Source organism: Ochrobactrum sp. Marseille-Q0166, assembly GCF_014397025.1.
In the GTDB taxonomy this organism is placed as follows: domain Bacteria; phylum Pseudomonadota; class Alphaproteobacteria; order Rhizobiales; family Rhizobiaceae; genus Brucella.
Genome location: NZ_JACJUO010000002.1, coordinates 141,020 through 167,976 on the forward strand (window position 1 = coordinate 141,020; position 26,957 = coordinate 167,976).

Sequence of the window (26,957 nt, forward strand, 5' to 3'; positions counted from 1 at the left end):
TCTAGCAGCGTTGGAAGATCAAATCGCTATTTTGTATAAAGGTCTCTTGAACGCTCCAGATGATGACGCATGGTAGCTTCCGCACCGTCAGGATCTCGGTTTGCGATACTATCAAGTATCTCTTCATGCTCAACGAGGGTATAGTTTTCCTTTCCGGTCCAGATCAGCATGTGGGTGTGATATTCGCGCAGCCACGCAAGCATGGATTCACTCACCGCGACAAAGATCGGGTTGCCTGAAATCTTCGCGATACGGATATGAAACTCCATATCGGCTGAAATGAATGCATCCGCATCACCCAACAATTCCCGCTGCCGCTCGACAATGGCACGAAGATCGGCAATGTCCTGATCGCTCGCTTTAAGGGCAGCTTCTCGTGCAATACCACGCTCAAAAAAGATACGTGCACTCTTGAGATGCTCCAGCGTATCAATCGATTGAGCGAGCATAATTTTCGCTGTGGGATCAACCTGCTGAAAGATAGACCTTGCAGTGAGCTTTAACACCTTAGCACGTTCGCCATGCGAAATGCTGACCAGCCCCATCTTGGCAAGTGACTGCATCGCCTCGCGGATCGCCGGACGGCCAACGCCGAAGCGCTCCATCAATACACGCTCCGACGGCATTTCATCGCCCGGCACCAATTCACCAGACGTAATCATGTTTTCGAGCCGGTCAAAAACTTCGTCAGATAACTTACGGCGAACGATGGGTTCTATGGGCTTGTTCATTGCATCTCACTGTTCATGAGCTTCGTCCCCCCTTATGCATCTTCAAGCGACGCGATGAAAGTTGTTACCCACATTCTCATGAATGGGCCAACAATTTTCCACTTGCAGATATTGGAATACTCATTATACCAGTTCACAATCAGAGCCAAGTGCTTCAATCGCATCCTGAGAAGTGAGGAGAACTTTCCGGCGAATGCGCGACATAAAATGTCAGTGTCTTTCTGACATGGGTGGAACACCAAAGCGCATCCCGAAAAGTGTGAAACGGTTTTCGGGATGCGCTTTAAAACAAGTAGCGAGCGACAAACGATCCGATGAATATCTGTCTGACCTATCGCATTGAGACAACCGGCAGCATCGAAAAGATGGCCGCCAAAATCGCCAGCGATCAGTCGACCGGCACTTTTGTCGCCCTCCCCGGCGAGACAGAGGAGCTAAAAGCTCGCGTTGCAGCACGTGTGTTGGAAATCCGTCCGCTTGAAAACGCAACAGTTCCAGCCTGGCCAGAGCTTGAACCCGGACACGGCCCTATCAAGCGCGCTGATGTCGACATTGCTTTTCCGCTCGATGCGATCGGTACTGATCTTAGCGCACTGATGACGATTGCCGTTGGCGGTGTTTACTCGATCAAGGGTATGACCGGCATCCGCGTGGTGGATATGAAGCTGCCGGAAGCTTTCAAAAGCGCACATCCAGGCCCGCAATTCGGCATAGCCGGAAGCCGTCGTCTGACAGGCGTTGAGAAGCGTCCGATTATCGGCACCATTGTCAAGCCAGCCCTCGGTCTGCGTCCATACGAGACCGCAGAACTCGTCGGTGAACTGATCCAATCCGGTGTCGATTTCATCAAGGACGATGAAAAGCTGATGAGCCCGGCCTATTCGCCGCTCAAGGAACGCATTGCCGCGATCATGCCGCTTATTCTCGATCACGAGCAGAAAACCGGCAAGAAGGTCATGTACGCCTTCGGCATCTCGCATGCCGATCCTGATGAGATGATGCGCAACCATGATATGGTGCTTGAGGCTGGCGGCAATTGCGCCGTAGTCAATATCAACTCGGTTGGCTTTGGCGGCATGAGCTTCCTGCGCAAGCGCTCCGGCCTCGTCCTTCATGCACACCGTAATGGTTGGGACATCCTGACCCGCAATCCGGGCGCGGGCATGGATTTCCGTGTTTATCAGCAGTTTTGGCGTTTGCTCGGTGTCGATCAGTTCCAGATCAACGGCATCCGCGTGAAATATTGGGAGCCGGACGAAAGCTTCGTCAACTCGTTCAAGGCTGTCAGCACGCCACTGTTCGACCCGTCAGATTGCCCGCTACCTGTGGCTGGTTCCGGCCAGTGGGGTGGACAGGCACCGGAAACCTACGAGCGTACCGGGCGCACGACAGACCTGCTTTATCTTTGCGGCGGCGGCATTGTCAGCCATCCGGGTGGCCCGGCCGCCGGTGTGCGCGCCGTGCAGCAGGCATGGGAAGCAGCAGTAGCTGGCATCCCGCTTGAAACCTATGCATCGGACCATCCTGAACTTGCAGCTTCGCTCGCAAAGTTCGGCCCCGTTAATTCAATTGGGGGAGGCGAATAATGACCAAAGATCTGCTTCTATCCTATTACGGCGATGACCTTACCGGCTCAACCGATGTCATGGAAGCCATGGCCTCCAACGGCGTTGATACTGTGTTGTTCATGAATGTGCCGGATGAAGAGCTTCTTTCGCGCTTTTCGCACTGTCAGGCTATCGGCCTCGCAGGAACGAGCCGAAGCGAAACACCGGAATGGATGCAGGAAAATCTCACGCCTGCATTCAACTGGCTCAAAAGCCTGAATGCTGCGATTTCTCATTATAAGGTCTGCTCGACATTCGATTCCGCCCCGCATGTCGGCAATATCGGCAAGGCTGTTGAAATCGGCAAAGCGATCTTCAACCAGACCTATGTGCCGCTGGTTGTCGGTGCACCGCAACTCAAGCGTTATACCGCTTTCGGCAATCTTTTTGCCGCCTATCAGGGCGAAATCTATCGTATTGACCGCCATCCGGTCATGAGCCGCCACCCTGTCACGCCAATGCATGAAGCGGACCTGCGCGAGCATCTTGCGCAACAAACAACACTCAAAACCGTGCTTGCCGATCTCGTCGCGCTTTCAGCCGCCGATGCGGATGAGCGTGTGAACGCAATTGTCAAAGATGCGGACGGCATGGTGTTGCTTGACGTTGACAGCCGCGAAAGCCAGCTCCAGGCAGGCGAACAACTCTGGCGCTTGCGTCCTGATGCTGGCTGGTTCGTTGCAGGCTCGTCAGGCGTTGAATATGCACTTCTGGCCGCATGGGCCAAGGCCGGACTGATTGGTGCGAAAAAAGAGTTTCCGCTTCCCGGCAAGGCTGACCGCATAGCAGTCGTTTCGGGCAGCGTATCGCCAACCACCGAACGCCAGATCCGCCATGCAACCGCTTCGGGCTTTACTGGCATTGATCTCAATCCGCTTGAGCTTCTTGGCGAAAACGGCAATCAGGCGATTGAAGCTGCCATTGTTGCAGGTGAGAAGGCGCTTCAGCAGGGCAACAGCGTGATCCTCAACACCGCCCTTGGCCCGGCGGCTGATCGCGGAACGGAAATCGATAAGATCGCAGGCAGCCGACACAAGCTGGCCCGCAGCCTTGGCTTCATTCTCCGCAGTCTTGTCGAGCGCGAAAAGCTTACCCGTGCGGTCATTGCAGGCGGCGATACGTCCAGCCACGCATTGCGTGAATTGCATGTCGATGCACTCACCACGCTTTTGCCGCTGCCACAAACACCGGGGTCGCCGCTTTGTACGGCGCACGGCGCTCACGCCGCCACCAACGGCCTTCAGATTGCTCTCAAGGGCGGTCAGGTCGGTTCTGACGGGTACTTCAGCCAGATTCGTGACGGCTTGACCGCCTGAAACTGGAAGACTCATTGACTGGTATACCAGTCGAGTTATCAAAACTACGGGAAGGAAATACAATCATGACAGCTATTGCTCTGTTCGGAGCGGGTGGCAAGATGGGCTACCGTTTGGCCAAGAACCTCAAAGGTTCGCGCTTTGACGTTCGTCATATCGAAGTTAGCGACGCAGGCAAGGCACGCCTGAAGAACGAACTCGACATCGACACCATCGATGCAGATGCAGGTCTCGAAGGCGCCGAAGTCGTTATTCTGGCTGTACCGGATACCATCATTGGTAAGGTCGCGGCATCCATCGTTGACAAGCTGAAGCCAGGCACCATGATTATTGCGCTCGACGCAGCAGCACCGTTTGCCGGTCATCTGCCAGAACGCGCAGACCTCACCTATTTCGTGACCCATCCTTGCCATCCGCCGATTTTCAACGACGAAACGGACATGCAGGCAAAGAAAGACCACTTCGGCGGCCTGTTTGCAAAACAGCACATCGTTTCGGCTCTCATGCAGGGCCCGGAAGAAGCTTATGCACTGGGTGAAGAAATCGCCAAGGTGATCTGGGCGCCAGTCATGCGTTCGCACCGCGTAACCGTTGAACAGCTTGCAATCCTCGAGCCGGGTCTTTCGGAAACCGTTTGCGCGTCGCTTCTGGTTGTCATGAAGCAGGCCATGGACGAATGTGTTCGTCGCGGCGTTCCTGAAGAAGCCGCACGCGACTTCCTGCTCGGCCACATGAATGTTCTCGGCGCTGTCATCTTTGGCGAAGTCCAGGGTGTATTCTCCGATGCCTGCAACAAGGCGATCGAATTCGGTATTCCTGCGCTGATGCGCGATGATTGGAAGAACGTTTTTGAACCGGAAGAAATCGCAGAGAGCATCCGTCGCATAACGTAATAATTATGGGGAGGGCGTAAGCCCTCCCCTTTTCAGCCTTTTGGGAGACGGGCTTATTGGGAGGTCTGTATGCAACTTACCCGCAGGAAAACTGCGCGCGGTTTTGCAATTCCAACAGTTTTCGCCAATATTGAACGAGTGTACATCCCGAACAGTGCAAACCGGTTTACGGAATAAGATGCGCTAAAGCATGTCGCGGAAAAGTTGGATAAAATGGCAGAATTGAATGGCGCGCTGATCGGTTGCGGCTTCTTCGCAATCAACCAGATGCACGCATGGAATGAGGTTTCGGGTGCCAGAATCGTGGCCATCTGCGACCGCGATCGTGAGCGTTTGAAGATTGTCGGCGACCAGTTTGGCATCGAACGCCGCTACACGGATGCGCAGGCGCTGTTTGCAGATGGCGGCATCGACTTTGTCGATATAGCCACGACAGTTTCAAGTCATCGCGCTCTGGTGGAGCTCGCAGCCTCTCACAAGGTACCTGCAATCTGCCAGAAACCTTTTGCCAAAACGCTTGATGATGCGAAGGCCATGGTGAAGGTTTGCGATGAGGCAGGCATTCCGCTCATGGTTCATGAAAACTTCCGCTGGCAGACGCCTATTCAGGCGGTGCGCAAGGTGCTCGACAGTGGCGTCATCGGCACGCCATTCTGGGGACGCTTCTCCTTCCGTTCGGGCTTCGACGTGTTTTCCGGCCAGCCTTACCTTGCAGAAGGCGAACGCTTCATCATCGAAGATTTAGGCATTCATACGCTTGATATTGCACGCTTTATTATGGGCGATGTGACCAGCCTTGTTGCCCGCACCAAGCGTGTGAACCCAAAGATCAAGGGCGAAGATGTAGCAACCATTCTCATGGACCATGAAAATGGTGCTACTTCCATTGTTGACGTAAGCTATGCCACCAAGCTCGAAACTGATCCTTTCCCGGAAACAATCATAGAACTTGATGGCACAGAAGGTTCGATTCGGCTTTATCAGGGTTATCGCCTTGACGTGATTACGCCGAACGGCACCACGGTTTCCGACGTTTCACCAAAACTGCTCTCATGGGCATCACGTCCATGGCACAACATTCAGGAAAGCGTTTTTGCCATTCAGCAGCACTGGGTGGAGAAGCTTTTAACGCGCGAAGAAACCTCGACGTCGGGTGCAGATAATCTCAAGACCTTCGCGCTTGTTGAAGCCGCCTATGACAGTGCCGCTAGTGGCAACCGTGTAGAGATTACGGCGTTGCTTAAATGAGCAACACCGACCCTTTCCTGCTTTATGGAACACGTGAAGCCGAAGTCCAGCCGATACGCCTGAAAGCGGGCCTGCTTGAGGTTGATCTAAGTGACGGCAATCTTCGCACCATCACTTACGACAGTGTAGAAGTCCTGCGCGCTGTCTCCTATCTGGTGCGGGATCGCGACTGGGGAACCTATAAACCGGAAATCCATGATCTGAACGTCGAGCGAAACGACAGCGGTTTTCTCGTCACCTATCAGGCGCGTTGCAAAGGCCGGGATGCGACCCAACTCACCATTGATGTACGCATTCAGGCAGAGAGCGGAGGCAGGCTCACTTTCGATGCTGTTGCCAATAGCGCGACAGGTTTTGAAACCAATCGTTGCGGTTTTTGCATCCTCCACCCAATCGTCGGCGTGGCAGGCTCAACTGTGAGCGTCGAGCATATCGACGGTACACTCAATAAAACCCGCCTGCCCGATCTGATCGAGCCATGGCAGCCTTTCAAGGACATGCGTGCAATCACCCATGAGGCCATTCCCGGCGTTTCAGCCGAATGTCGCATGGAAGGTGATACGTTTGAGATGGAAGACCAGCGCAACTGGTCGGATGCATCATACAAGACCTATGTGCGTCCACTGGCTTTGCCGTGGCCTTACCAGATGGAAGCCTTAAACCCCCAGCATCAGCGCATCGTGCTCAACATTTCCGACACGCGCGCGGCGACACCAAATAGCACCCGGTATGCGGAGCCGGTGAGCATCACGCTTGGTGAAACAACCGGCAGAATGCCCAATATCGGCATTATCATCACACCGGAAGAAGCCAAAGCCAGCCTCGCTGCAATTGATCTGTTGCAAGAAACTGGCCCGCAGGATCTGTTATTTCATTACGATCCATTTGCGGGTCATAAAAGCTCGGCTTTCGCTGATTTTGCAGCCTTGGCTTCGAAGCATCGTGGGCGCGTTTCGCTCGAAATTGCATTGCCTTGCGAGAAATCGCTGATCGACGAGACGGCAGAAATTGCTTCTGACATGAAAGCGGCTGGCTTTGACGCGGATGCAATCATCATTTCACCGGCTATAGACCGGCAGTCAACACCGCCCGGCAGCGCATGGCCGCCCTGCCCGCCGCTTGAAGATGTGTATGCGGCAGCAAGAGTAGCCTTCCCGAATGCGCGGCTTGGCGGCGGAATGTTGAGCTATTTTACCGAGCTTAATCGCAAGCGCGTTCCGGGTGAGCTTGTGGACTTCGTCACCCATTGCACCAATCCAATTGTTCATGCCGCTGATGATCTGAGCGTCATGCAAACATTGGAGGCACTGCCTTTCATCACCCGTTCGGTGCGGGCGATATACGGCGAAAAGCCCTATCGCATCGGGCCGTCGACCATCCCCATGCGCCAGAACCCCTATGGCAGCAGAACGATGGAAAACCCGAATGGCAAGCGCATTGCGATGGCCAATCGTGATCCGCGTCATAATGGAAAATTCGCTGAAAGCTTTGCAATGGCCTATGCAATTTCGGTGCTGAATGCTGGTCTTGAGAGTCTGACGCTTTCAGCCCTTACCGGACCTTTCGGGCTTCTTGCAGGCGAGAATGAACCGACAGCTAAGGGTGACAAGCGCCCTTTGTTCAATGCAGTAAAAGTGCTTGCACAGCTTGCCGGCAAAAACTTCAGACTGTGCCAGTCTTCGCGCCCGTCGGGCGTTCTTGCTGTTGCCGTAGAAGACCTGGTCTGGCTGGTCAACATTACATCCCACGAGCAGGACGTGGCCATCTCAGGCGGCGAGACGATAGCGCTGCCACCCTATAGCGTGCTGGCATTGAGCATCTAAAAAAACGGGCCATTGGCCCGTTTCTTATTCTGCATTAACGGCGTTTTGCTGGCTGCTCGCCAAGGGTCATCCCGTGGCGTTTAGAAAGCTCGGCAATAACATGCTCAAGCTCCTGCGCCTTGCGAGCAGAATCCCAGCCAAATTCAACGCTGAGAATATCGGCGATTGCCGCGAGATTGGCATTCGAAAGCGCGCCGTCAATCGCGAGCGTCGTGCGTCGCAGAACAACGTCGGAGAGATGCACGACCAGTTCATTGCGCGCAATCCATGCAATCTCCGCACGGCTTATCGTGTCCGTATCAGGCAGGAGTGTAACGCCAACCTTGGCTTCATCCTGAATAATCGGCAGGGCAGTGGTGCCATAGCGCTGCAAAAGTGTTTCGACACGTTCGACTGCCAGCCCGGTTTCCTTAGCGTGTTTCGCCACCCATGCGGCGCGTGCACGCTCATCCGCAGGGTAATCTTTACCGCCGCCGATGGTCAGTGTCCGTGTTGATTTGACACGTTCACGACCAAAGCGCTTGAGGACCGTATCAGCCACTTCTTCGGCAAAGCCACGGAAAGTGGTCCACTTGCCGCCAACCAGCGAAATGATTGCAAACGGGCGGCCTGCGTCCGGCTCAATAACCGGCGCCGAGTGGTCACGACTGATCAGCCCCGGCTCAGATGCATTGGAGGCGGGCAGCGGACGAATACCGCTATAGGTATAGACGATCTGGCTGCGGTCGAATTTCAGCTTCGGCAACAACGACTGCAGGCTTTCGATGAAGTAATCGATTTCCTTGTCTTCGGCGAAGACCTCATCCGGGTTGTTGGCCGGAATATCGGTCGAGCCAACCAACGCAAGACCATGATAATCATAGACGAGGCAGATACGACCGTCATCCGCCTCGAAATAGATCATGCGTCCCTTGAGGCTTTTAACCAGTTCAGGGTGGTCAACAAGGATATGCGATCCCTTGGTGCCGCCGATCATCTTTGTCTCTTTGCCAAGCGCCGCATTGACATGATCAATCCACGCACCAGCGGCATTGATGACAATCTTTGGCTTGATCGCGAATTTAGTGCCATCCGGCCCTTCAAAACTCACTATACCGTCACTGGCTGCAACAATTGCCGTGAAATTGGCTGCTGCACTTTTCGGATTGGCCTTCAAACCATCGCTAACAAGCTCATAAACCAGACGTTCCGGCCTGCTGACCCATGCATCATAATAAATACCGCCAGCAACAATCGACGGTGTCATATAAGGCATTTCCTTCAAGGCACTCTTCTTGAAGAGAAAATTATGCTTTGGCATAACGCGCTCACGCGCACCAAAATAATCGTAAAGGCCAAGGCCAATCTTGATGAGAACCGCGCCACGGCTGCGTGGCGCTGTGGTTGAGCCAAACAGGGTACGAAGTGCTGCCGTAATCCCCTTGGTCCAGGAGAAAACCGGAATAAATGTCGGTAGGGGACGGACGTTATGCGGCGCATTTTTGAGCAATATATTGCGCTCGACAGTTGACTGCGCCACGAGACCAAATTCACCGGTTTCGAGATATTTAAGGCCACCATGAATGAGGCGCGACGGGGCCGCACTGGTGCCTGAACCAAAGTCACTCTTATCAACGATCAAACAGCTCACGCCTTGTTCACTCAGATCGCGATAGAGCCCCGCGCCATTGATACCCGCGCCCAGAATGAGTACATCAACGCCGTCAGCTTCAAGTTGACTGATGCGGCTCTTCATTTGGGCACTGTCTACGAAATCGTTCATTTCACTGTCTTCGCTATCTTTTAATCTGTAAGCGCATCGATTTTAGGCCAGATCGGTCCAAGTGCGGATGCGATTTCCTTGAACAGCGCATAGCGCTTTTCATATTGCTCGGCTCGCACGCCATCCGGTGTATAGGTACGGCCAATCGCATCGAGGTCACGCGGATCGCTGTAAACATCTGCGAAAACGCCCGCTCCCTTGCCTGCACAAAGCGCTGCACCCCATGCTGCCGCTTCATCCGTATCGGTGACTGTCACCGGCATACCCAGCACATTGGCAAACATCTGCGCGAATGAAGGGCTGCGCGAAACACCGCCAGTCAAACGCGCTGCTGAAATTTCAAAACCGTCTTTGAGATGATCGACGTGGATACGGTGGTTGAAGGCAATGCCTTCCCAGACCGCGCGCAGCATATCGCCACGTTCCTGCCAACCGCGCAGGCCGAAGAACGCGCCACTAGCCATCGCGCCGTAAGGCGAGCCGAACAGATAAGGGTGGAACAGAGCTGTTGAAGGCTTGGCCAGTGCAGCATCGATTTCCGGGCGCAACATGTCATGGATCGAGCGGCCCGTTTCTTCAGCTTCGCGGCGCTCCGCCGGACAGAGTTTGTCGAGGAACCAGTCATAATTTGCGGTGGAAGCAGGCGAAATGGACATATTGTTCCACTCTCCCGGTGCAATCCCATTGCGGCAGAACCAGCTCTTACCGATATTGGGTGTCGATGAAAGCGTTTCATTGATCGAATAAGTGCCTGCGACAACCGCAACTGTACCAATCTTGAGACCGCCGACACCCAGCGCAGAAGCGGTCACATCATGTAACCCGCCGACGACAGGAGTGCCTTTGACAAGGCCGGTTCGACTGGCGCATGCCTGCGAAACACCACCGATAATTTCGTCCGAACGTGACATGGGCGGGAGCGCTTCCCAAAGTGCCTCGAGGCCGAAAAGTTTGAGAGCGTCTTTGGAATAGTCTTGCGTTTTATAATCAGTGAAAGACGTCGATGCCTCGGTGCGGTCGGTACCAACGTCTCCCGTCAGGCAGAAACGCAGCCAGTCCTTGCATGCAATCACATGGCCGATACGTGCGTAACGTTCAGGCTCGTTTTCCTTGACCCAGGACAGAATGGCGGAAGGTGCAGAAGCGTGTGGCAACTGCCCGGTTATCGCAATTGACTGTTCTGCAACCGCGCTGTCCAACCAGCGTTCGGCAACGTCAACGGCGCGGCTATCGAGCGACAGAATGCCTTTGCCAAGCGGGCGGCGATCTTTATCAAGCATATAGATGCCGTCACCATGGGCGGTGGTGGCAATGGCGAGGATGTCAGAGGCCGGGCGTCCGCTTTTTGCGATCGCTTCGGCAATTGCATCCGCAGTTGCATTCCAGAACTCATCCATGTCGCGCTCGACATGGCGTGGATGTGGAAATGATTGCGCGACGCGGCGACGGGCAACGGCCAGCGTCGAGCCGTCAACGTCGAATATCACGGCCTTGGTGACGGTCAGTCCGCTATCAATTCCCAACAAAGACGGCATGGATCGTATTTCCTGATATGTATGCGATGAAGTACTGAAGTTTATTCTTTTGTTCCGCCAGAACTGGCGATAACCACATTGATGTTCTGCGCCTGCATGCGTTCAATATGTTCATGCGGAGTCTTGTCATCGACGATGACAACATCAAAATCATTGAGCGCGCCGAAATTGTGTAGAGCCCGGCGCTCGAATTTTGTGTGATCGGTCAGAAGTACCCGCTTTGCAGCGCTGTCCAGCATCGCACGCTTTGTCTCGACCATTTCAGGCGACTGGTGAAAAAGAAGATCATCCATGATGGCCGAGATAGAAATAAATGCCACATCCGCACGCAGACGGCGGATTTCATGGATCGTCATACCCCCGACAAAGGCGTTGCACCAATTGTAGAGCTGCCCACCAAGACCGAGCAACGTGACATCTTTCATGTCGCGCACTTCGTTCATCAGCGTCAGCGAATTGGTAATGACCGTCAGCGGCCCCTTGCCCGGAAGATAAGGCACCATTTGAAGAACAGTTGTGGAGTCATCGAAGAAAATGGCCTGACCCGGCTCCACAAACTGCATCGCGGCTTCGGCGATCAGTTTCTTTTCTTCAGATTGACGAGCAACGCGATACAGATCGCTTGCCTCTATGAGGCTTGTGGGGGCAGCGGAGACAATACCGCGTGATTTGCGAAACAGGCCGCGACTGACCAGCTCGTCCACATCGCGATGTGCTGTCATGAGGCTGATTGCGAAACGTTCGGTCAAATCTTCGATCCGCACCGATCCTTCCGACATAATCATTTCAGCAATTTGCTGGCGGCGAACCAGCTGACGTGCGTGCCGGCTATCGTTTGGCACCTGCTCTGTCAGAAGGTTTTCTCTGCTTGCTTTGTTGCTTGTGACCATGCTTACCACTCGTCCCCAGCCCGCTCAATTTATTGACCGGCCCCGATTCATAGCATCGGTACGAAAAATAGAGAGAAGAGCGCGGGAGTTAGCCCGCGCCCCTTAAATGTAGATCTTACTGTTCGAGAACAAACGGAGCAGTGTACTTGTCGACATTGTCCTTAGTGATCAGGAAGCAATCAAAGAGCTGCTTTTCCTGATCAACACCAGTCTTGCCGGTCTTGATGAAGTTGTCGGCCTGCTTGACAGCGGCTTCCGAGAAGATCGCAACTGGCTGCAGAACGGTGTACTGCAGTTCACCAGCCTTGATCGCAGCAACTGCATCTGGCGAACCGTCGAAACCACCAACCTTGACCTGATCAAGCTTGCCAGCCTTCTTCAGAGCAGCAATTGCACCGAGAGCCATCTCGTCGTTACCCGAGATAACGCCGATGATGTCCGGGTTTGCCTGAAGCAGAGCCTGCATCTTGTCGTGGCCCTGGGTACGGTTCCAGTTAGCAACGTCCTGACCAGCCTTTACGAGGTCCGGATACTGCGAAAGAACAGTTTCATAACCGTTTGAACGGGTGGCAGCATTGTTGTCCGACGGCGAACCGAACAGCTCAACATATTTACCCTTGTCACCAACGCTCTCAACCCACTGCGTTGCACCAAGTGCCGCGCCCTGTGCGTTGTTGGAAACGAGCTGTGCTTTAGCGAGGCCTTCCTGGTTGATTTCAGCGTTCACGAGAAATACCGGAATGCCAGCTGCGACAGCGCGCTTGACTGCACCGACGGAGCCGTCAGCATTTGCCGGGTCGAGAATGATCGCAACCGACTTGTTGGTGATCGCAGTATCGATCAGGTTGCTTTCGGTGTTGGTGTCACCTTTGTGACCGCCAACAACAGCCGAATAGCCGAGGCCTTCAGCGGTCTTCTTGGCGATTTCGCCTTCCGTGTACCAGTATGGGTTTGAAGGATCGTTGACCACGATCGAGATCAAACCTTCAGCCCATGCGGTGCTGGCGATAAGCGGCAATGCTGCAGCAGCAGCAAACAGAACGCGCATACCCTTCTTAAACATGTCTCACTCCCGTAAAAATTATCACTGAGTTGTACCGGTTACCCGGCGTTTCCATTCCAGTGGGCGAGACTTATGCGTAATCGCCGTCTTGGAAAGTTTTCGCTACCCCCCGAAGAACCAGCTCTGCCCGGAACGGTGGGCAGAGCTGTAATTTATCAACGTCGGGAATATTGAATGCTGTTGAGCAGAACTGCGAGCACGATAACCGCGCCAGTAAAGACAGTCTGCCAGTAGGACGATACGCCGATGATCACGAGGCCATCGGAAAGGAAGCCGATCACGAAAGCACCGAGAAGCGTGCCAAGAATTGTACCGCGACCACCCGTCAGCGCTGCGCCACCGATAACAACTGCGGCAATTGCCGTCAGCTCGTAAGTGGTGCCTGCTGTCGGACCAGCCGAAGTCAGCTGCGATGACAGAACCAGACCAGCGATTGCAGCACAGATGCCCGAAATCACATAGACAGAGATCTGTACCCGCTTCACTGGAACGCCTGAAAGCTCGGCTGCACGTTCGTTACCACCCGAAGCATAGAGCCAGCGACCAAATGCGGTGCGGTTGAGCACAACTGCGACGATGATCGCGAGAACAGCAAGTACCAGCACGCCAATCGGCACGCCAAAAAGCGTGTTGAAACCGAGCCAGTCAAAGCCGGTATTGCCAAGTTCGGGACGACCGCCGAGATTGTTGTAGGTCAGACCATTGGTCATCAGCAATGCTACACCGCGCGCACAATAAAGTACGCCCAGCGTCGCCACAAAGGCTGGAACGCGCAGATAAGCGATCAGAACACCGTTGATGGCACCAACAAAGGCACCAAGTGCACAGGTGATGATGACAACTGCCCAGACCGGGAAATAAAGGATAACGCCCAGTTCCGGAATATTGACGCCCTGCATAAGGAAGCCAGCGACAACGCCCGCAAGACCCAGTGTAGAACCGACCGAAAGATCAATACCGCCGTTGAGGATAACCAGCAGCATGCCAATCGCCAGCAAGCCGAAAATGGCCACATGCGAGGACATGATGAGGAAGTTATTGACGGTAAAGTAATAAGGCGAAAGGAACGAGAAGGCTGCGATGATCGCAATCAACGCAAAGAACGCACGGCCTTCGAGCAGCAAATGCACGATGCTGGTTTTGCGCTTTGTCCCGGTGGACGCCGCCTTTTTGTCGTTGGTGCTCGTGACTGACATTCTATCAGTGCTCCATAACTATTTTAGTGACCGACCATGGACTCGCCCGAGGCGGCCATGATCTTTTCCTTGGAGACATCGGAGCCGAATTCGGCTGAGATGCGTCCACGGTGCATAACGATGATACGATGAGCGATGCTGAGGCACTCGCCGACTTCAGATGTCGTATAGACGACTGCAAGGCCATCCTTGGCCTTTTCAGCCAGCAGCTTGAATACTTCTGCCTTGGCGCCAATATCGATACCGCGGCTTGGTTCATCCAGAAGAATAACTTTCGGCTCAGTCGCCAGCATCTTGCCAATAACGACTTTCTGCTGGTTGCCACCGGAAAGCGAACCGATTGCAGCTTCGCCACCATCCGTCTTGATGTGAACATTCTTGATCGACTGATCGACAATGTTCTTTTCACGCTTCGTCGAGGTGAAAAGGCCTTTCGTCATCTCGCCAATGCTTGCCAGCGAAAGATTGCGGCCAACCGTCATCGTCTGCACGAGACCATCACGCTGGCGATCTTCAGGCACCAGAACCAGACCCTGATCAATGCGCTGGGCAATCGTGAGGTTTGCTACATCCCTGCCTTCCAGCAGAATTTTGCCCGCGTTTGCCTTAAGGCGACCCGCAACCGTTTCAAGAAGTTCGGTACGTCCCGCGCCCATCAGACCGTAAATACAAACGATCTCACCGGCACGCACATTCAGCGACATGTTATCGACAAGAGCAAAATCACCGGACTTGTCCTGAACAGTCAAGCCTTCGACGGAAAGCGCAACATTGCCCCATTCATAGCCGGTTGGAGGCGAACCGAGATCAAAGTTCTCACCCACCATGTTGCGAACGATCCATTCGAGATCAATATCGGATCGCGGTGCATAAGCGGTCATGGTGCCATCGCGCAGAACCACGGCATGATCGGTGATCTGCAGCGCTTCTTCCAGATGATGCGAAATATAAACAATCGCCACACCACGCGCTTTCAGGTCACGAATGACCTTGAACAGAACTTCCACTTCCGAAGCACTAAGCGCCGAAGTCGGCTCATCCATGATCAGAATGCGGGAATTTACCGAAAGCGCACGCGCAATTTCGACAACCTGTTGCTGGCCGAGACGAAGCTCTTCGACAAGGGTCAGCGGATCAATATCTTCTTCAAGTTCCGCCAGAAGCTCGCGCGTCAGGCGTTCTTCCTCTGCGAAATTGACGCCCGTTGCGCCGCGAATTTCGCGTCCCATGAAGATGTTGTCGCGCACATTCATATTGGGCGCGAGGCTCAACTCCTGGTGGATGATGGAAATGCCACGGTCGCGCGCTTCGGTGGAAGAATTGAACACTACCGGCTCACCATCAAGGATGATCGTGCCCGAAGTTGGCTGAATGACGCCTGACAGAACCTTCATCAGCGTCGACTTGCCAGCGCCATTTTCGCCAAAAAGCGTTGTGACCTGACCGCGACGAATTTCAAAATTCACGCCTTTGAGCGCGTTGATACGCCCATAAGCCTTGGCAACATCATGTGCGGAAAGAACGACTTCGCCGTGCTTGCCTTCAACGTTGGTTTGAACGGTCATTTTACTTCAAACCTCACCGGCGTAACCAGCCAGTTCTTCGGGTTGACCAGCTTGAAAACGCCCGTGACCGAAACTGTCTTGCCGACGAGATTATCGACATCGACACCTTCTAGAACCTGCTTCTTCATCTCATTATTGAGAGCGGAACCCGCATTCTGGAACTCGATCTGATTCTTGAACTGACCGAATTCGATTGTACCAGTTGCATCACGCAGATCGGTGCCGTTTACAGCCGGCCCCGTCTGAACGCGAATTGCCATGCCTTCAGGAAAACCATCGACCTTGATGACATTATAATTCGACTTACGTTCTTCGACAGTGCCAGTGAACTTGACCGGAATAACCGGGTTCACGCTGCCGACACCGTATTTCTTACCGGCTGCGTCCTTATCGGCAACAAGGGCGGAACCAACTTCGACAGCCTCTGCGGCGCGTTCTTCAACGCTTGCTTTGACCTTTGGAAACTCTGATGCGCCATAGGCGTCGGGTGAGAAAACCTGCTGACGCACATCAGCGTCGGAGCCAATCCTCACGACTTTGGTGTCAAATCCAATTGCACCGACAACCACGACCGCAGCGACCACACTCCAGAGGACTGCGCGGTTCAGCTTGGCGGGCTTCTGTGAAACTTGATTAGCTTGTGTACTCATAATCAAACGCCTTCAGCAAATTCTGCCGGATTGTCGTTGTAAAAACGGATTATGCGGCTGAATTCATACCGCTTGTAGACTGCACTCGCGATAAAACACCCAACCAGCAGCAGCTAAACGGATGCTTGAACAGGTGGATATGGGAGTGACAAATTTCTGCATGACGATCCTCCACATAATTCCCTGGCCCCGCCCCTCCGCGCAGCATGGAAACAGATGCGCCGCGACCATATGCTATGGTAGCGGCATGTTATCAACTTCAATAATGATGTTATAAACACCAATAACTGTCAATCAGATGTTTTCGAAACACGCCGCGTTTCGCACAGTTGCGGGTTAAAAACTGACCATTTTGTCGCTAATTTCACCCCGCAGAATGAAACACGCAAGCTTATTTTTAAAAGCCGCCACCTTCCTTAGATGTCCTTATAAAAAGTTTCGATATTCATTTTTATTATGTAAAAGCAATCATATAATTAATTAAATCACACCTTTCCTTCTGACAGAAAGGACTAATCTGTGCACCAGGAAACCGAGATTCACTCTATAATTTTCACCACAATCACCTTTTGGTGAAAAAAAATGCTTTCCCACGAAAATTTTACAGACAGGCCGTTATCGTTATGTTATCTCGATCATAAGCAAAGGCCCATTCTCGTTAAAAACATGGGTAGCGAGCGACAAATTTCGTCGCGGGAGGAATCCAAATGTCCGCCAAGGATCTCATTGGGAAAGCATAATTCAGTCATGCGTGGTCAAGGTGATATAATCATCGGCATCGACGCGGGCACATCCGTCGTCAAGGCTGTGGCGTTCGACCTTAGCGGTCGGCAACTCGATTCGGCAGCAGTCCGCAATAAGTATGAAACTGGCGAACATGGCGCTGTGACACAGTCGCTTTCCCAGACATGGGAAGACTGCGCGAGCGCATTGCGTGGCCTTGCCGAGAAGGTACCCAATTTAAGCCAGCGCACGGCCGCTGTTTCTGTCACGGGTCAGGGTGACGGTACATGGCTGGTCGGGCGAGACAACAAGCCTGTCGGCGATGCCTGGATATGGCTTGACGCTCGAGCGGCCAATACAGTGACCAAACTCGCGGCAGGACCGATGAACCGCGCGCGCTTTGAAGCGACCGGTACGGGCCTCAACACCTGCCAGCAAGGCACCCAGATGGCGCATATGGACAGTTTCGTACCGGAACTGCTCGACAATGCGGAAGTCGCCCTTCATTGCAAGGACTGGCTTTATCTCAACCTCACCGGCGTCCGCGCCACAGACCCTTCAGAAGCCAGTTTCACATTCGGGAATTTCCGAAATCGTCAATATGACGATGTGGTCATTGAGGCTCTCGGCTTGAAAAAGCGCCGTGGTTTGCTGCCCGAAATTGTGGACGGCACTTTGAACCAGCATCCTCTAACTCCTGAAGCGGCAGCAGCGACGGGCCTTTTGGCTGGAACGCCGGTCAGCCTCGGTTATGTCGATATGGTGATGACCGCGCTTGGCGCTGGCGTTTATTGCGGCACTGCGGATGCGGGCTGCTCGACGATCGGATCAACTGGCGTGCATATGCGTGCAAAGCAGGTTTCCGACATTCATCTGAATGCAGAAGGCACGGGCTACGTCATTGCTCTGCCGATTCCGGGCGTCGTCACGCAGGTTCAGACCAATATGGGCGCGACGATCAATATCGACTGGATCCTGCAGATCGCTGCCGACCTCATGTCGACGGCAGATAAAAAAGTCTCGCTCAACGAGCTGATCCCGCGTCTTGATGAATGGTTTAACGCAAGTCGCCCCGGTGCACTGCTTTATCATCCTTATATTTCCGAAGCCGGAGAACGCGGACCTTTCGTCAATGCTTTTGCCCGCGCTGGCTTTATCGGTCTTTCAAGCCGCGATCGTTTCCCGGAACTGGTTCGTTCAGTGGTCCAAGGCCTCGGCATGGCGACGCGTGATTGCTATGCAGCCATGGGTGATATGCCTGCCGAATTGCGGCTGACAGGTGGGGCTGCACGCTCGCGCGCACTGCGCAGCACGTTGTCTGCGGCGGTCAACGCACCTGTGCGCGTTTCATCGCGTGAAGAAGCAGGGGCGGCAGGGGCAGCCATGATGGCTGCGGTTGCGATTGGCGCTTATAAGACCATGGATGACTGCATAGCCGAATGGGTGGCCCCGCTGCTCGGTGCCGCCGAGGCGCCTGATGACGTACAGGCGAAACGCTATGAAGAACTCTTCATAGCCTACAAGGACGCAAGACTGGCTTTAGGGCCTATCTGGGACAAGCTTGCAGCCGATAGATAATTCGACAATTGGCTGAAATTACATATTATTTTGCCGGAATGCCGGCATCCGAAGGAGCATGAAATGGCTGAACCGGAAATCTACGATCTGTTTGTGATTGGCGGCGGCATCAACGGCGCGGGGGTTGCTCGCGACGCAGCCGGGCGTGGCCTCAAGGTTGTGCTGGCGGAAAAGGACGACCTTGCCGAAGGCACCTCGTCCCGCTCAGGCAAGCTGGTGCATGGCGGCCTGCGTTATCTCGAATATTACGAATTCCGCCTTGTCCGCGAAGCGTTGATCGAACGCGAAGTTCTGCTCAATGCGGCTCCACACATCATCTGGCCGATGCGCTTTGTTCTGCCGCACAGTCCGCAGGATCGTCCGGCCTGGCTCGTTCGCCTCGGCCTGTTCCTCTATGACCACCTTGGTGGTCGCAAGAAACTGCCCGGAACCCGCACGCTTGATCTGAAGCGCGACCCGGAAGGCACACCGATTCTCGATCAATATACCAAGGGCTTCGAGTATTCCGATTGCTGGGTGGATGACGCCCGCCTCGTCATTCTCAATGCTCTGGGTGCTGCTGAAAAAGGCGCGACCATTCTCACCCGTACGCCGGTTACCTCCGCACGTCGCGAAAAAGGCGGCTGGATCGTTGAAACGAAGAATCGCGATACCGGAGAAGTGCGCAGCTTCCGCGCGCGCTGCATCGTCAATTGCGCGGGCCCGTGGGTTACAGACGTTATCACCAATGTTGCTGGTTCAAATTCTTCGCGCAATGTGCGTCTGGTCAAGGGCAGCCATATTATCGTGCCAAAGTTCTGGTCGGGGGCGAATGCCTATCTTGTGCAGAACCACGACAAGCGCGTGATCTTCATCAATCCATATGAAGGCGACAAGGCGCTCATCGGCACCACCGATATCGCTTATGAAGGCCGTGCCGAAGACGTCAGCGCAGACGAAAAAGAAATCGATTACCTGCTCACCGCAGTGAACCGCTATTTCAAGGAAAAGCTTAAGCGCGAAGATGTACTGCACAGCTTCTCCGGCGTGCGTCCGCTGTTCGATGACGGCAAGGGCAACCCATCAGCCGTCACGCGCGACTATGTATTCGATCTGGATGAGACCAATGACGCGCCTCTCCTCAATGTTTTTGGTGGCAAGATCACCACATTCCGCGAGCTCGCAGAACGCGGTATGCATCGTTTGAAGCACATCTTCCCGAATATGGGGGGAGACTGGACACATGATGCACCGCTTCCGGGCGGTGAAATCCCGAATGCGGATTACGAAACCTTCGCAAATAGTCTTCGCGACAGCTATCCGTGGATGCCGCGCAAGCTCGTCCATCACTACGGACGTCTCTATGGTGCCCGCACCAAGGACATTGTTGCAGGCGCATCCGATCTTAACGGTCTTGGACAGCATTTCGGCGGCAATCTCTATGAGGCTGAAGTCCGCTATCTCGTGTCGAAAGAATGGGCGAAGACGGCGAACGACATTCTCTATCGCCGCACCAAACATTATCTGCACCTGACTGACGCTGAACGCGCTGCTTTCATTGCATGGTTCGACAACACAAACGTGGTCGCTTGAGGTTATCATGGCTCTGACTTTATCGCTGAACACCAATCCGCTTGTGAACCGCTTTGCAGAGCCGGATGATCTGATCGAAACCGTTGCGCGCGACCTGCGCCTGCGCGATCTTCAGCTCACGCACGAGTTCATCAATCCGAGCTGGCAGGCTTCGACCATTCGTCGCCTGACCCGCGACATGGACAAGGCATTAGAGCGCACCGGTGTCCGCGTAACGTCGGGCATGACCGGACCTTATGGCCGCCTCAACCATTTCGGTCATCCTGATGCAGACGTTCGCCGCTACTATGTCGACTGGTTCAATACATTTGCCGATATTATCGGCGATCTCGGCGGCAAGTCGGTGGGAACACAGTTTGCAATTTTCACCTACAAGGATTTTGACAATCCCGAGCGCCGTGAAGAGCTGATTAAGATTGCGATCGACTGCTGGGCGGAAGTTGCCGAACATGCGAGCCGTGCCGGTCTCGACTATGTCTTCTGGGAACCAATGAGCATTGGTCGTGAATTTGGCGACACAATCGCTGAAAGCATCAAGCTTCAGGATCGGTTGACTAGCGCCAATATGGCGATCCCGATGTGGATGATGGCCGATATTGATCATGGCGATGTCACCTCCACCAACCCCGACGATTTCGACCCTTATGCTTGGGCGCGTGCCGTGCCCAAGGTCTCACCGATTATTCACATCAAACAGAGCCTTATGGATAAGGGCGGTCATCGTCCTTTCACCGCTGCTTTTAATGCCAAGGGCCGTATCCAGCCTGAACCGTTGCTCAAGGCTTTTGCCGAAGGCGGTGCGGTGGATAACGAAATCTGCCTTGAACTCTCATTCAAAGAGCGTGAGCCGAACGATCGTGAAGTTATTCCGCAGATTGCGGAAAGTGTGGCCTTCTGGGCACCGCACATTGACACGGGTGCAGGCGATTTGAAAATATAACTACAAGAAAAGAATAAAGAATCGGGAGTAGGCAGCACTAAATGGCAGATTCAGACGATTCATTGGCTCTTCGTGCCGCCTGGCTCCATTTCATTGCTGGAATGACTCAGTCAGCGGTCGCAAAGCGGTTGGGTCTGCCTTCTGTGAAAGCGCATCGATTGATCGCCAAGGCAGTTGCGGATGGCGCGGTTAAGGTAACAATCGACGGCGATATCACTGAATGTATTGATCTCGAAAACCGGCTCGCAGAGCAATATAATCTTGAATATTGCGAAGTGGCACCTGATCTCGGCGAGGATCCCCTGCCCCTCCTGTCGCTCGGAAGTGCGGGTGCAGAATTTCTGCGCCGCGAAATCGAACATGGTGATCATGAAGTGATTGGCCTCGGCCACGGTCGCACGCTTTCGGCGGCGGTCAATCACATGCCACGCGTTGCGGCCAAGGAGTTACAATTTGTGTCGCTGCTCGGTGGTCTGACACGAAATTTTGCTGCCAATCCGCATGATGTAATGCATCGCATCGCGGAGAAGACTGGCAGACCCGCTTATGTGATGCCAGTGCCTTTCTTTGCCAACACTTCAGAAGATCGCGAAGTGCTGCTTGCACAAAAGGGCGTTACCAGCGTCTTTGAAATGGGATGCCGTGCCGAACTAAAAATCGTAGGCATTGGTACTGTGGACGCGCACGCGCAACTCGTCACATCTGGCGTGATTGATCTGTCGGAGATGGAAGAGATTGCAGAACGTGGCGCTGTCGGCGAAATGCTCGGACATTTTTTCGATATCAACGGCACGCGGCTTGAAACAGGGCTGACTGCACGCACCATTGCCGCCTCGGTGGAACATGCCGATATGAGCCGTATCATAGGCCTTGCTGGTGGGCTCTCCAAAGCAGGCGCCATCCGTTCAGTGCTTAGAAGCGGTCGTCTTTATGGGCTGATTACCGATGAGCGTACGGCCAAAGCACTTCTGCAATAGCCACAACGTCGATCAACAAAATATCACAAAATCACATTTTATATGGATTGTTTTGTGATTTTGTGATCTAAGTTTGTGTGATAACCCAACACGCTCTGAGATCGGACATTCCGTGAAACGCGACGAAAGAAGACAAGCGATCATCAATCTGCTGATTGAAAATCATGCAGTCGATCTCGATGATCTTTCCGAGCGTTTTGCCGTCTCCAAGATGACCATCCATCGCGATCTGGATTCACTTGAAGAATCCGGCGTACTGCGCAAAGTACGCGGCGGCGCAACCATGGATGCAGGCTCACAGTTTGAAAGCGATTTTCGTTTTCGCGTCCAGCAGGACAATGAAGCCAAGATCGAGATGGGCCGTGCAGCGCTGGACCTGATCGAACCCGGTATGACCGTAATGATCAATGACGGCTCCACCGCTGCGGTTCTCGGAAGCATGTTGATTGAGAAGCGCCCGCTGACGGTGATTACCAACAATGCGGTCATCATCGAAAATCTCAAGGGCGAAGGCGGCATCAATCTGATCGCGCTTGGCGGGGTATTTTCAGCAAAGTTCAATGCGTTCTTTGGCCTGCTGACCGAGGAAGCCCTGTCAAAACTCAGCGCAGATATTGCCTTCATTTCCGCGCCTGCGGTCAATGGACGTCTTGTCTATCACATGGATGAAAACGTCGTCCGCACCAAGCGCGCCATGACTGCTTCGGCAACCCGCACATGTCTGTTGGTCAATCATCAGCGTTTCCGCCGCACAGCCCTGCATGTGATGGCCGACCTTGGCGATTTCGATGCGATCATCACGGATAAATCACCGGGGGACGCACTTGTGGCCGAACTGGAGCCGGCAGGCATCAAACTGACAATTGCAGAATAACACACAAGAAGAAAGACCATTCAAGCATGTCCAAATTCTGGGTAGGTACGAGCTGGAAAATGAACAAGACGCTTGCGGAAGCACGCGTTTTCGCGAACGCACTGAAGGACGCCGATGCTGACCGCTCGGCAGACATTCAGCGCTTCGTCATTCCACCGTTTACTTATGTTCGTGAAGTGAAAGAAATTCTGTCGGAAACATCCGTCAAGGTTGGCGCGCAGAACATGCACTGGGCTGATCAGGGTGCATGGACCGGCGAAATTTCGCCGCTGATGCTGAAAGATTGCAACCTCGATATCGTAGAACTCGGCCATTCCGAACGTCGCGCAAACTTTGGCGAAACCAACGAAACGGTTGGCCTCAAGGTTGAAGCAGCCGTTCGTCACGGCCTGATCCCGCTGATCTGCATTGGTGAAACGCTTGAAGACCGCGAAAGCGGACGCGCTGCGGAAGTGCTTGCTGAAGAAGTGCGCGGCGCACTTTCCAAGCTTTCGGACGAACAGAAAAAGGCCGAAATCCTGTTTGCCTATGAGCCTGTCTGGGCGATTGGTGAAAATGGCATTCCAGCCTCGGCAGATTACGCCGATGCCCGCCAGGCCGAAATTATTGCTGTTGCAGAAGGCATCCTTGGTCGTCGCGTGCCATGTCTCTATGGCGGATCGGTCAATCCTGGCAACTGCGAAGAACTGATTGCCTGCCCACATATCGATGGCCTGTTCATTGGCCGTTCGGCATGGAACGTGGAAGGCTATCTCGACATTTTGGACAAGTGCGCCAAAAAGATTCAAGCTAATTAAGGAGCAATATCATGAAAGTAGCAGTAGCAGGCGATAGCGCCGGTGAAGGTCTGGCCAAGGTTCTTGCAGATTATCTGAAGGACCGTTTTGAAGTGTCCGAAATCTCCCGCACGGACGCTGGTGCAGACGCATTCTATGCAAACCTCTCGGACCGTGTCGCATCCGCCGTTCTCGACGGCACCTATGACCGCGCAATTCTGGTTTGCGGCACCGGTATCGGCGTTTGCATTGCAGCCAATAAGGTTCCCGGCATCCGCGCAGCGCTGACCCACGACACCTATTCGGCAGAACGTGCAGCACTCTCCAACAACGCGCAGATCATCACCATGGGTGCACGCGTTATCGGTTCGGAAGTTGCAAAGACCATTGCCGATGCATTCCTCGCACAGACATTTGACGAAAACGGCCGTTCGGCTGGCAATGTCGACGCGATCAACGAAGTTGACGCCAAGTACAACAAGCGCTGATTTTCGGATGTCTTGAAACAAAAAGCGGCGGGTTTTCCCGCCGCTTTTTTTGTGTTGTAGCTCGATTATTCTAGCTGAACTTCGGGTCCAGCGAACCATCGCGATAACGCTTTGCCATATCGGACAGTGGGATCGGACGAATTGACTGAGCATGGCCAGCGGTGCCGAACTGCTCGAAGCGATCCTTGCAAAGCTTGGTCATCGCAGCCATGGCAGGCTTGAGATACTTACGTGGATCGAACTCGCTCGGATCTTCCTGCAACACGCGGCGGATCTGGCCCGTCAGCGCCATTCGGTTATCGGTGTCGATGTTGATCTTGCGCACGCCATGCTTGATACCGCGCTGGATTTCCTCGACAGGCACACCCCAGGTTGGCTTCATCTTGCCGCCATACTTGTTGATGATTTCCTGCAAATCTTCCGGCACCGAAGACGATCCATGCATGACGAGATGCGTGTTTGGAAGCTTACGATGAATCTCTTCGATCACGTTCATTGCAAGCACGGAACCATCAGGCTTGCGGCTGAACTTGTAAGCGCCATGCGAAGTGCCCATTGCGATTGCCAGTGCATCGACCTTGGTTTCACGCACGAATTTCACAGCTTCATCAGGGTCTGTCAGAAGCTGGTCATGCGAAAGCTGGCCTTCCGCACCGTGGCCGTCTTCTGCTTCACCCATACCCGTTTCGAGCGAACCGAGAACACCAAGCTCACCTTCGACGGAAATGCCGCCAAGATGGGACATTTCACTGACCTGACGCGTAACCGAGACGTTGTAATCCCAGTCAGCAGGCGTCTTGCCGTCAGCTTTCAGTGAGCCGTCCATCATGACGGAGGTAAAGCCTGCCTGAATTGCAGTCATGCAAGTGGCAGCTTCGTTGCCGTGATCGAGATGCACACAAACAGGAATATGCGGATAGATTTCCGTGACCGCATCCATCATGTGGCGCAGCATGATATCGTTTGCGTAGGAACGCGCACCGCGCGAAGCCTGCAGGATCACCGGTGCATTGGTCGCATCGGCCGCTTCCATGATGGCAAGCGCCTGTTCCATGTTGTTGATGTTGAAAGCCGGAACGCCATAGCTGTGTTCAGCAGCGTGATCAAGCAATTGCCGCAGCGTAATACGTGCCATCTGAGTTTCCTCCTAAACTAAATCAGTTACGCGAACGCGCGTAATATTCGCCGAGCACATCGACTTCTTCCGCAACACCGAACACCAGCGCGCTGCGCTCGTGGTAGGTTTCGGGAACGATATCGAGGATCGGTGTGGAACCATTGGTCGCCTTGCCACCAGCCTGCTGGCTGAGGAAAGCAATCGGATTGGCTTCATAAACAAGGCGCAGTCGGCCTTTTTCATAGCCCGGACGCGCATCGTCTACGTAGAAGAAGATGCCGCCGCGCTGCATGATGCGATGCATGTCGCCGACCGCTGCACCCAACCAGCGCATATTGAAATTGCGCCCGCGCGGGCCGTCTTTGCCACTATAGCAATCATCGACATAGGCCTTCATCCCAGCGGAGAGATGACGATAAACAGACGCGTTATAAGCGAGATCGGACGTGCGTTCAGGAAGCGTCACATTCTTGCGGGTGATCTGAAAGAGGCCGCTGGCAGGATCAAACGTTGCAAAAAGAACGCCATCGCCGACCGAGAAGGCGAGATCAATCGAGTTGCCAAACGACACATAGCCTGCTGCAAGTTGACGGCTGCCGCGTTGAAGGAAAGGTTCTGAAGTGTCCGCCGGAAAAATCGAGAAAATGGTGCCGAGCGGCGCGCCGAGCCCCACATTGCCGGAACCATCGAGCGGGTCAATTGCTACAGCAACCAGACCATCTGCTTTGCCCTGAACCGGAAGTTCCGCCTCTTCGGACAGAACCGATGCAGCACCCGCCGCAATCAGCAGTTCAACAAAGAGATTGTGCGCGCCGACATCAATGCTCTTCTGCTGATCAGAATCGCTGTTGACGCCAACGAGCTTACCCGGATCACCGGGAACGGAGCCACGAGCAATACGACCGGCAAGACGAATAGAACCAGCGAGAATTGCCTTGATCACGTTGCTCGTCGCAAGACGCAAACTATCCTGACCTGCCCAAATGTCGAGATACTCGCCAGCAGCCTGCGCATCTACGCGATCATTATCGCCAGCAAGAACAAGCGGTGCGTAATTTCCTGCCATAGTCATTCGCCCTGCTCCCGAAGAAGAAGCAGTTGCGGCACGTTGGAAGCGGGGGAAACGGAATTCATTTACTGGCAATCTCCATGCAGATGTCTTCAAGACACGCCCGCTAGTGGGCTGAGACATGGACGACGTAACACCGTTCTGAGATCATCACAATGATGTGGATAACATTATAACGATTTAAATGTTAGATTATGTTTTAAAATGATGTTACTCGCGAACAAACTCCGTCATTTCGCACGCACAACCCATGAAAAGGCTTGAGGAACGCTCTACGCCCCCCTGCTCTTTTTCAATTCGTGAGAAAATTTCGCGCATCTCGGGGTAATCCGCAGTGACAACATTGAGAGTGAATGTCTGCTTTAGAGCGCATCCCGAAAACTGTGAAACGCCACACAGTGAAATCAGTCTACAGGACTGTTTCCTGTTCCCGCCACGATCACACAAAGATGCGCGTTAAAACAGAGGATGAAAGCGCACCCTGATCCAATCAGATCGAAATGCGATCTAATCGCGTTGTTTCTTGTCCGGATCAAAAGTCACAAAAAAGCGATAAGCCGACCA

The 26,957-nt window shown here is 53.8% G+C and carries 22 protein-coding genes; 12 read left to right on the top strand and 10 right to left on the bottom strand.

The window, feature by feature from the left end:
* Window positions 1–26: 26 nt before the first annotated feature.
* Window positions 27–731, bottom strand: a complete 705-nt coding sequence (locus H5024_RS11845; protein ID WP_187547079.1) for a transcriptional regulator NanR — start codon at window positions 729–731, stop codon at window positions 27–29.
* Window positions 732–1,045: 314 nt separating this feature from the next.
* Here H5024_RS11845 and oiaX point away from each other — a divergent pair, with 314 nt between their 5' ends.
* From oiaX to H5024_RS11870, 5 genes are all read left to right on the top strand, one after another.
* Window positions 1,046–2,317 (top strand): 3-oxo-isoapionate-4-phosphate decarboxylase OiaX, encoded by a 1,272-nt coding sequence (oiaX, locus tag H5024_RS11850; protein ID WP_187547081.1) that lies wholly within the window; start codon window positions 1,046–1,048, stop codon window positions 2,315–2,317.
* Complete coding sequence (locus tag H5024_RS11855) at window positions 2,317–3,654, top strand: four-carbon acid sugar kinase family protein (RefSeq protein WP_187547084.1); 1,338 nt, start codon at window positions 2,317–2,319, stop codon at window positions 3,652–3,654. Before oiaX ends, H5024_RS11855 begins: the two co-directional genes overlap by 1 nt.
* 65 nt (window positions 3,655–3,719) lie before the next feature.
* On the top strand, window positions 3,720–4,547 hold the full coding sequence (locus tag H5024_RS11860; protein ID WP_187547085.1) for a phosphogluconate dehydrogenase C-terminal domain-containing protein: 828 nt from the start codon (window positions 3,720–3,722) through the stop codon (window positions 4,545–4,547).
* A gap of 213 nt (window positions 4,548–4,760) precedes the next feature.
* Window positions 4,761–5,795, top strand: a complete 1,035-nt coding sequence (locus H5024_RS11865; RefSeq protein WP_187547086.1) for a Gfo/Idh/MocA family oxidoreductase — start codon at window positions 4,761–4,763, stop codon at window positions 5,793–5,795.
* Entirely contained in the window at window positions 5,792–7,618 is a 1,827-nt protein-coding gene (locus tag H5024_RS11870) for a hypothetical protein (RefSeq protein ID WP_187547087.1), read from the top strand. Before H5024_RS11865 ends, H5024_RS11870 begins: the two co-directional genes overlap by 4 nt.
* A gap of 34 nt (window positions 7,619–7,652) precedes the next feature.
* Here the strand turns inward: H5024_RS11870 and H5024_RS11875 are convergent, their stop codons facing one another.
* The 7 genes from H5024_RS11875 to H5024_RS11905 form a co-directional block, all read right to left on the bottom strand.
* Complete coding sequence (locus tag H5024_RS11875) at window positions 7,653–9,353, bottom strand: glycerol-3-phosphate dehydrogenase/oxidase (protein WP_247875344.1); 1,701 nt, start codon at window positions 9,351–9,353, stop codon at window positions 7,653–7,655.
* 47 nt (window positions 9,354–9,400) lie between these two features.
* Window positions 9,401–10,915 carry an FGGY-family carbohydrate kinase gene (locus H5024_RS11880; protein WP_187547091.1) on the bottom strand — a complete coding sequence of 505 codons (1,515 nt, stop codon included), beginning with the start codon at window positions 10,913–10,915 and terminating at the stop codon, window positions 9,401–9,403.
* Between the two features lie 41 nt (window positions 10,916–10,956).
* On the bottom strand, window positions 10,957–11,805 hold the full coding sequence (locus tag H5024_RS11885; protein ID WP_187547094.1) for a DeoR/GlpR family DNA-binding transcription regulator: 849 nt from the start codon (window positions 11,803–11,805) through the stop codon (window positions 10,957–10,959).
* Window positions 11,806–11,920: 115 nt separating this feature from the next.
* Window positions 11,921–12,868 (bottom strand): D-ribose ABC transporter substrate-binding protein, encoded by a 948-nt coding sequence (locus H5024_RS11890; protein ID WP_187547096.1) that lies wholly within the window; start codon window positions 12,866–12,868, stop codon window positions 11,921–11,923.
* 155 nt (window positions 12,869–13,023) lie between these two features.
* Window positions 13,024–14,064: an ABC transporter permease gene (locus H5024_RS11895; protein WP_187547098.1), complete on the bottom strand. Its 1,041-nt coding sequence runs from the start codon at window positions 14,062–14,064 to the stop codon at window positions 13,024–13,026.
* Window positions 14,065–14,087: 23 nt separating this feature from the next.
* Window positions 14,088–15,629, bottom strand: a complete 1,542-nt coding sequence (locus H5024_RS11900) for a sugar ABC transporter ATP-binding protein (protein WP_187547100.1) — start codon at window positions 15,627–15,629, stop codon at window positions 14,088–14,090.
* On the bottom strand, window positions 15,626–16,279 hold the full coding sequence (locus H5024_RS11905) for a DUF2291 domain-containing protein (RefSeq protein WP_187547102.1): 654 nt from the start codon (window positions 16,277–16,279) through the stop codon (window positions 15,626–15,628). The genes H5024_RS11900 and H5024_RS11905 overlap by 4 nt, the downstream gene beginning before the upstream one ends.
* A gap of 747 nt (window positions 16,280–17,026) precedes the next feature.
* Between H5024_RS11905 and H5024_RS11910 the strand changes: the two genes are divergently transcribed.
* The 7 genes from H5024_RS11910 (at window position 17,027) to H5024_RS11940 (ending at window position 24,207) form a co-directional block, all read left to right on the top strand.
* Window positions 17,027–18,580, top strand: a complete 1,554-nt coding sequence (locus H5024_RS11910) for an FGGY-family carbohydrate kinase (RefSeq protein WP_187547105.1) — start codon at window positions 17,027–17,029, stop codon at window positions 18,578–18,580.
* A gap of 63 nt (window positions 18,581–18,643) precedes the next feature.
* Complete coding sequence (locus H5024_RS11915) at window positions 18,644–20,152, top strand: glycerol-3-phosphate dehydrogenase (protein WP_187547107.1); 1,509 nt, start codon at window positions 18,644–18,646, stop codon at window positions 20,150–20,152.
* 7 nt (window positions 20,153–20,159) lie between these two features.
* Window positions 20,160–21,092: a TIM barrel protein gene (locus tag H5024_RS11920; RefSeq protein WP_187547109.1), complete on the top strand. Its 933-nt coding sequence runs from the start codon at window positions 20,160–20,162 to the stop codon at window positions 21,090–21,092.
* A 41-nt stretch (window positions 21,093–21,133) separates the two neighbouring features.
* Window positions 21,134–22,069 (top strand): sugar-binding transcriptional regulator, encoded by a 936-nt coding sequence (locus tag H5024_RS11925; RefSeq protein WP_187547111.1) that lies wholly within the window; start codon window positions 21,134–21,136, stop codon window positions 22,067–22,069.
* Between the two features lie 112 nt (window positions 22,070–22,181).
* Window positions 22,182–22,943, top strand: a complete 762-nt coding sequence (locus H5024_RS11930) for a DeoR/GlpR family DNA-binding transcription regulator (RefSeq protein WP_007878294.1) — start codon at window positions 22,182–22,184, stop codon at window positions 22,941–22,943.
* A 26-nt stretch (window positions 22,944–22,969) separates the two neighbouring features.
* Window positions 22,970–23,740, top strand: a complete 771-nt coding sequence (locus H5024_RS11935) for a triose-phosphate isomerase (protein WP_187547113.1) — start codon at window positions 22,970–22,972, stop codon at window positions 23,738–23,740.
* Window positions 23,741–23,751: 11 nt separating this feature from the next.
* Window positions 23,752–24,207 carry an RpiB/LacA/LacB family sugar-phosphate isomerase gene (locus H5024_RS11940; RefSeq protein ID WP_187547115.1) on the top strand — a complete coding sequence of 152 codons (456 nt, stop codon included), beginning with the start codon at window positions 23,752–23,754 and terminating at the stop codon, window positions 24,205–24,207.
* A gap of 70 nt (window positions 24,208–24,277) precedes the next feature.
* Here the strand turns inward: H5024_RS11940 and fba are convergent, their stop codons facing one another.
* Complete coding sequence (fba, locus tag H5024_RS11945; RefSeq protein WP_064321482.1) at window positions 24,278–25,342, bottom strand: class II fructose-bisphosphate aldolase; 1,065 nt, start codon at window positions 25,340–25,342, stop codon at window positions 24,278–24,280.
* Between the two features lie 22 nt (window positions 25,343–25,364).
* Window positions 25,365–26,396: a class 1 fructose-bisphosphatase gene (locus H5024_RS11950; RefSeq protein WP_187547117.1), complete on the bottom strand. Its 1,032-nt coding sequence runs from the start codon at window positions 26,394–26,396 to the stop codon at window positions 25,365–25,367.
* Window positions 26,397–26,957 lie beyond the last annotated feature (561 nt).

What these genes read in the sequence shown, in the direction of transcription:
- H5024_RS11905 (WP_187547102.1), bottom strand. Translation starts at nt 16,279, where the DNA reads ATGAGTACACAAGCTAATCAAGTTTCACAGAAGCCCGCCAAGCTGAAC.
- H5024_RS11925 (WP_187547111.1), top strand. Translation starts at nt 21,134, where the DNA reads ATGGCAGATTCAGACGATTCATTGGCTCTTCGTGCCGCCTGGCTCCAT.
- H5024_RS11910 (WP_187547105.1), top strand. Translation starts at nt 17,027, where the DNA reads ATGCGTGGTCAAGGTGATATAATCATCGGCATCGACGCGGGCACATCC.
- H5024_RS11940 (WP_187547115.1), top strand. Translation starts at nt 23,752, where the DNA reads ATGAAAGTAGCAGTAGCAGGCGATAGCGCCGGTGAAGGTCTGGCCAAG.
- H5024_RS11865 (WP_187547086.1), top strand. Translation starts at nt 4,761, where the DNA reads ATGGCAGAATTGAATGGCGCGCTGATCGGTTGCGGCTTCTTCGCAATC.
- H5024_RS11895 (WP_187547098.1), bottom strand. Translation starts at nt 14,064, where the DNA reads ATGTCAGTCACGAGCACCAACGACAAAAAGGCGGCGTCCACCGGGACA.
- H5024_RS11890 (WP_187547096.1), bottom strand. Translation starts at nt 12,868, where the DNA reads ATGTTTAAGAAGGGTATGCGCGTTCTGTTTGCTGCTGCTGCAGCATTG.
- H5024_RS11920 (WP_187547109.1), top strand. Translation starts at nt 20,160, where the DNA reads ATGGCTCTGACTTTATCGCTGAACACCAATCCGCTTGTGAACCGCTTT.
- oiaX (WP_187547081.1), top strand. Translation starts at nt 1,046, where the DNA reads ATGAATATCTGTCTGACCTATCGCATTGAGACAACCGGCAGCATCGAA.
- H5024_RS11875 (WP_247875344.1), bottom strand. Translation starts at nt 9,353, where the DNA reads ATGAAGAGCCGCATCAGTCAACTTGAAGCTGACGGCGTTGATGTACTC.
- H5024_RS11885 (WP_187547094.1), bottom strand. Translation starts at nt 11,805, where the DNA reads ATGGTCACAAGCAACAAAGCAAGCAGAGAAAACCTTCTGACAGAGCAG.
- H5024_RS11915 (WP_187547107.1), top strand. Translation starts at nt 18,644, where the DNA reads ATGGCTGAACCGGAAATCTACGATCTGTTTGTGATTGGCGGCGGCATC.
- H5024_RS11845 (WP_187547079.1), bottom strand. Translation starts at nt 731, where the DNA reads ATGAACAAGCCCATAGAACCCATCGTTCGCCGTAAGTTATCTGACGAA.
- H5024_RS11900 (WP_187547100.1), bottom strand. Translation starts at nt 15,629, where the DNA reads ATGACCGTTCAAACCAACGTTGAAGGCAAGCACGGCGAAGTCGTTCTT.
- H5024_RS11950 (WP_187547117.1), bottom strand. Translation starts at nt 26,396, where the DNA reads ATGACTATGGCAGGAAATTACGCACCGCTTGTTCTTGCTGGCGATAAT.
- H5024_RS11880 (WP_187547091.1), bottom strand. Translation starts at nt 10,915, where the DNA reads ATGCCGTCTTTGTTGGGAATTGATAGCGGACTGACCGTCACCAAGGCC.
- H5024_RS11860 (WP_187547085.1), top strand. Translation starts at nt 3,720, where the DNA reads ATGACAGCTATTGCTCTGTTCGGAGCGGGTGGCAAGATGGGCTACCGT.
- H5024_RS11935 (WP_187547113.1), top strand. Translation starts at nt 22,970, where the DNA reads ATGTCCAAATTCTGGGTAGGTACGAGCTGGAAAATGAACAAGACGCTT.
- fba (WP_064321482.1), bottom strand. Translation starts at nt 25,342, where the DNA reads ATGGCACGTATTACGCTGCGGCAATTGCTTGATCACGCTGCTGAACAC.
- H5024_RS11855 (WP_187547084.1), top strand. Translation starts at nt 2,317, where the DNA reads ATGACCAAAGATCTGCTTCTATCCTATTACGGCGATGACCTTACCGGC.
- H5024_RS11870 (WP_187547087.1), top strand. Translation starts at nt 5,792, where the DNA reads ATGAGCAACACCGACCCTTTCCTGCTTTATGGAACACGTGAAGCCGAA.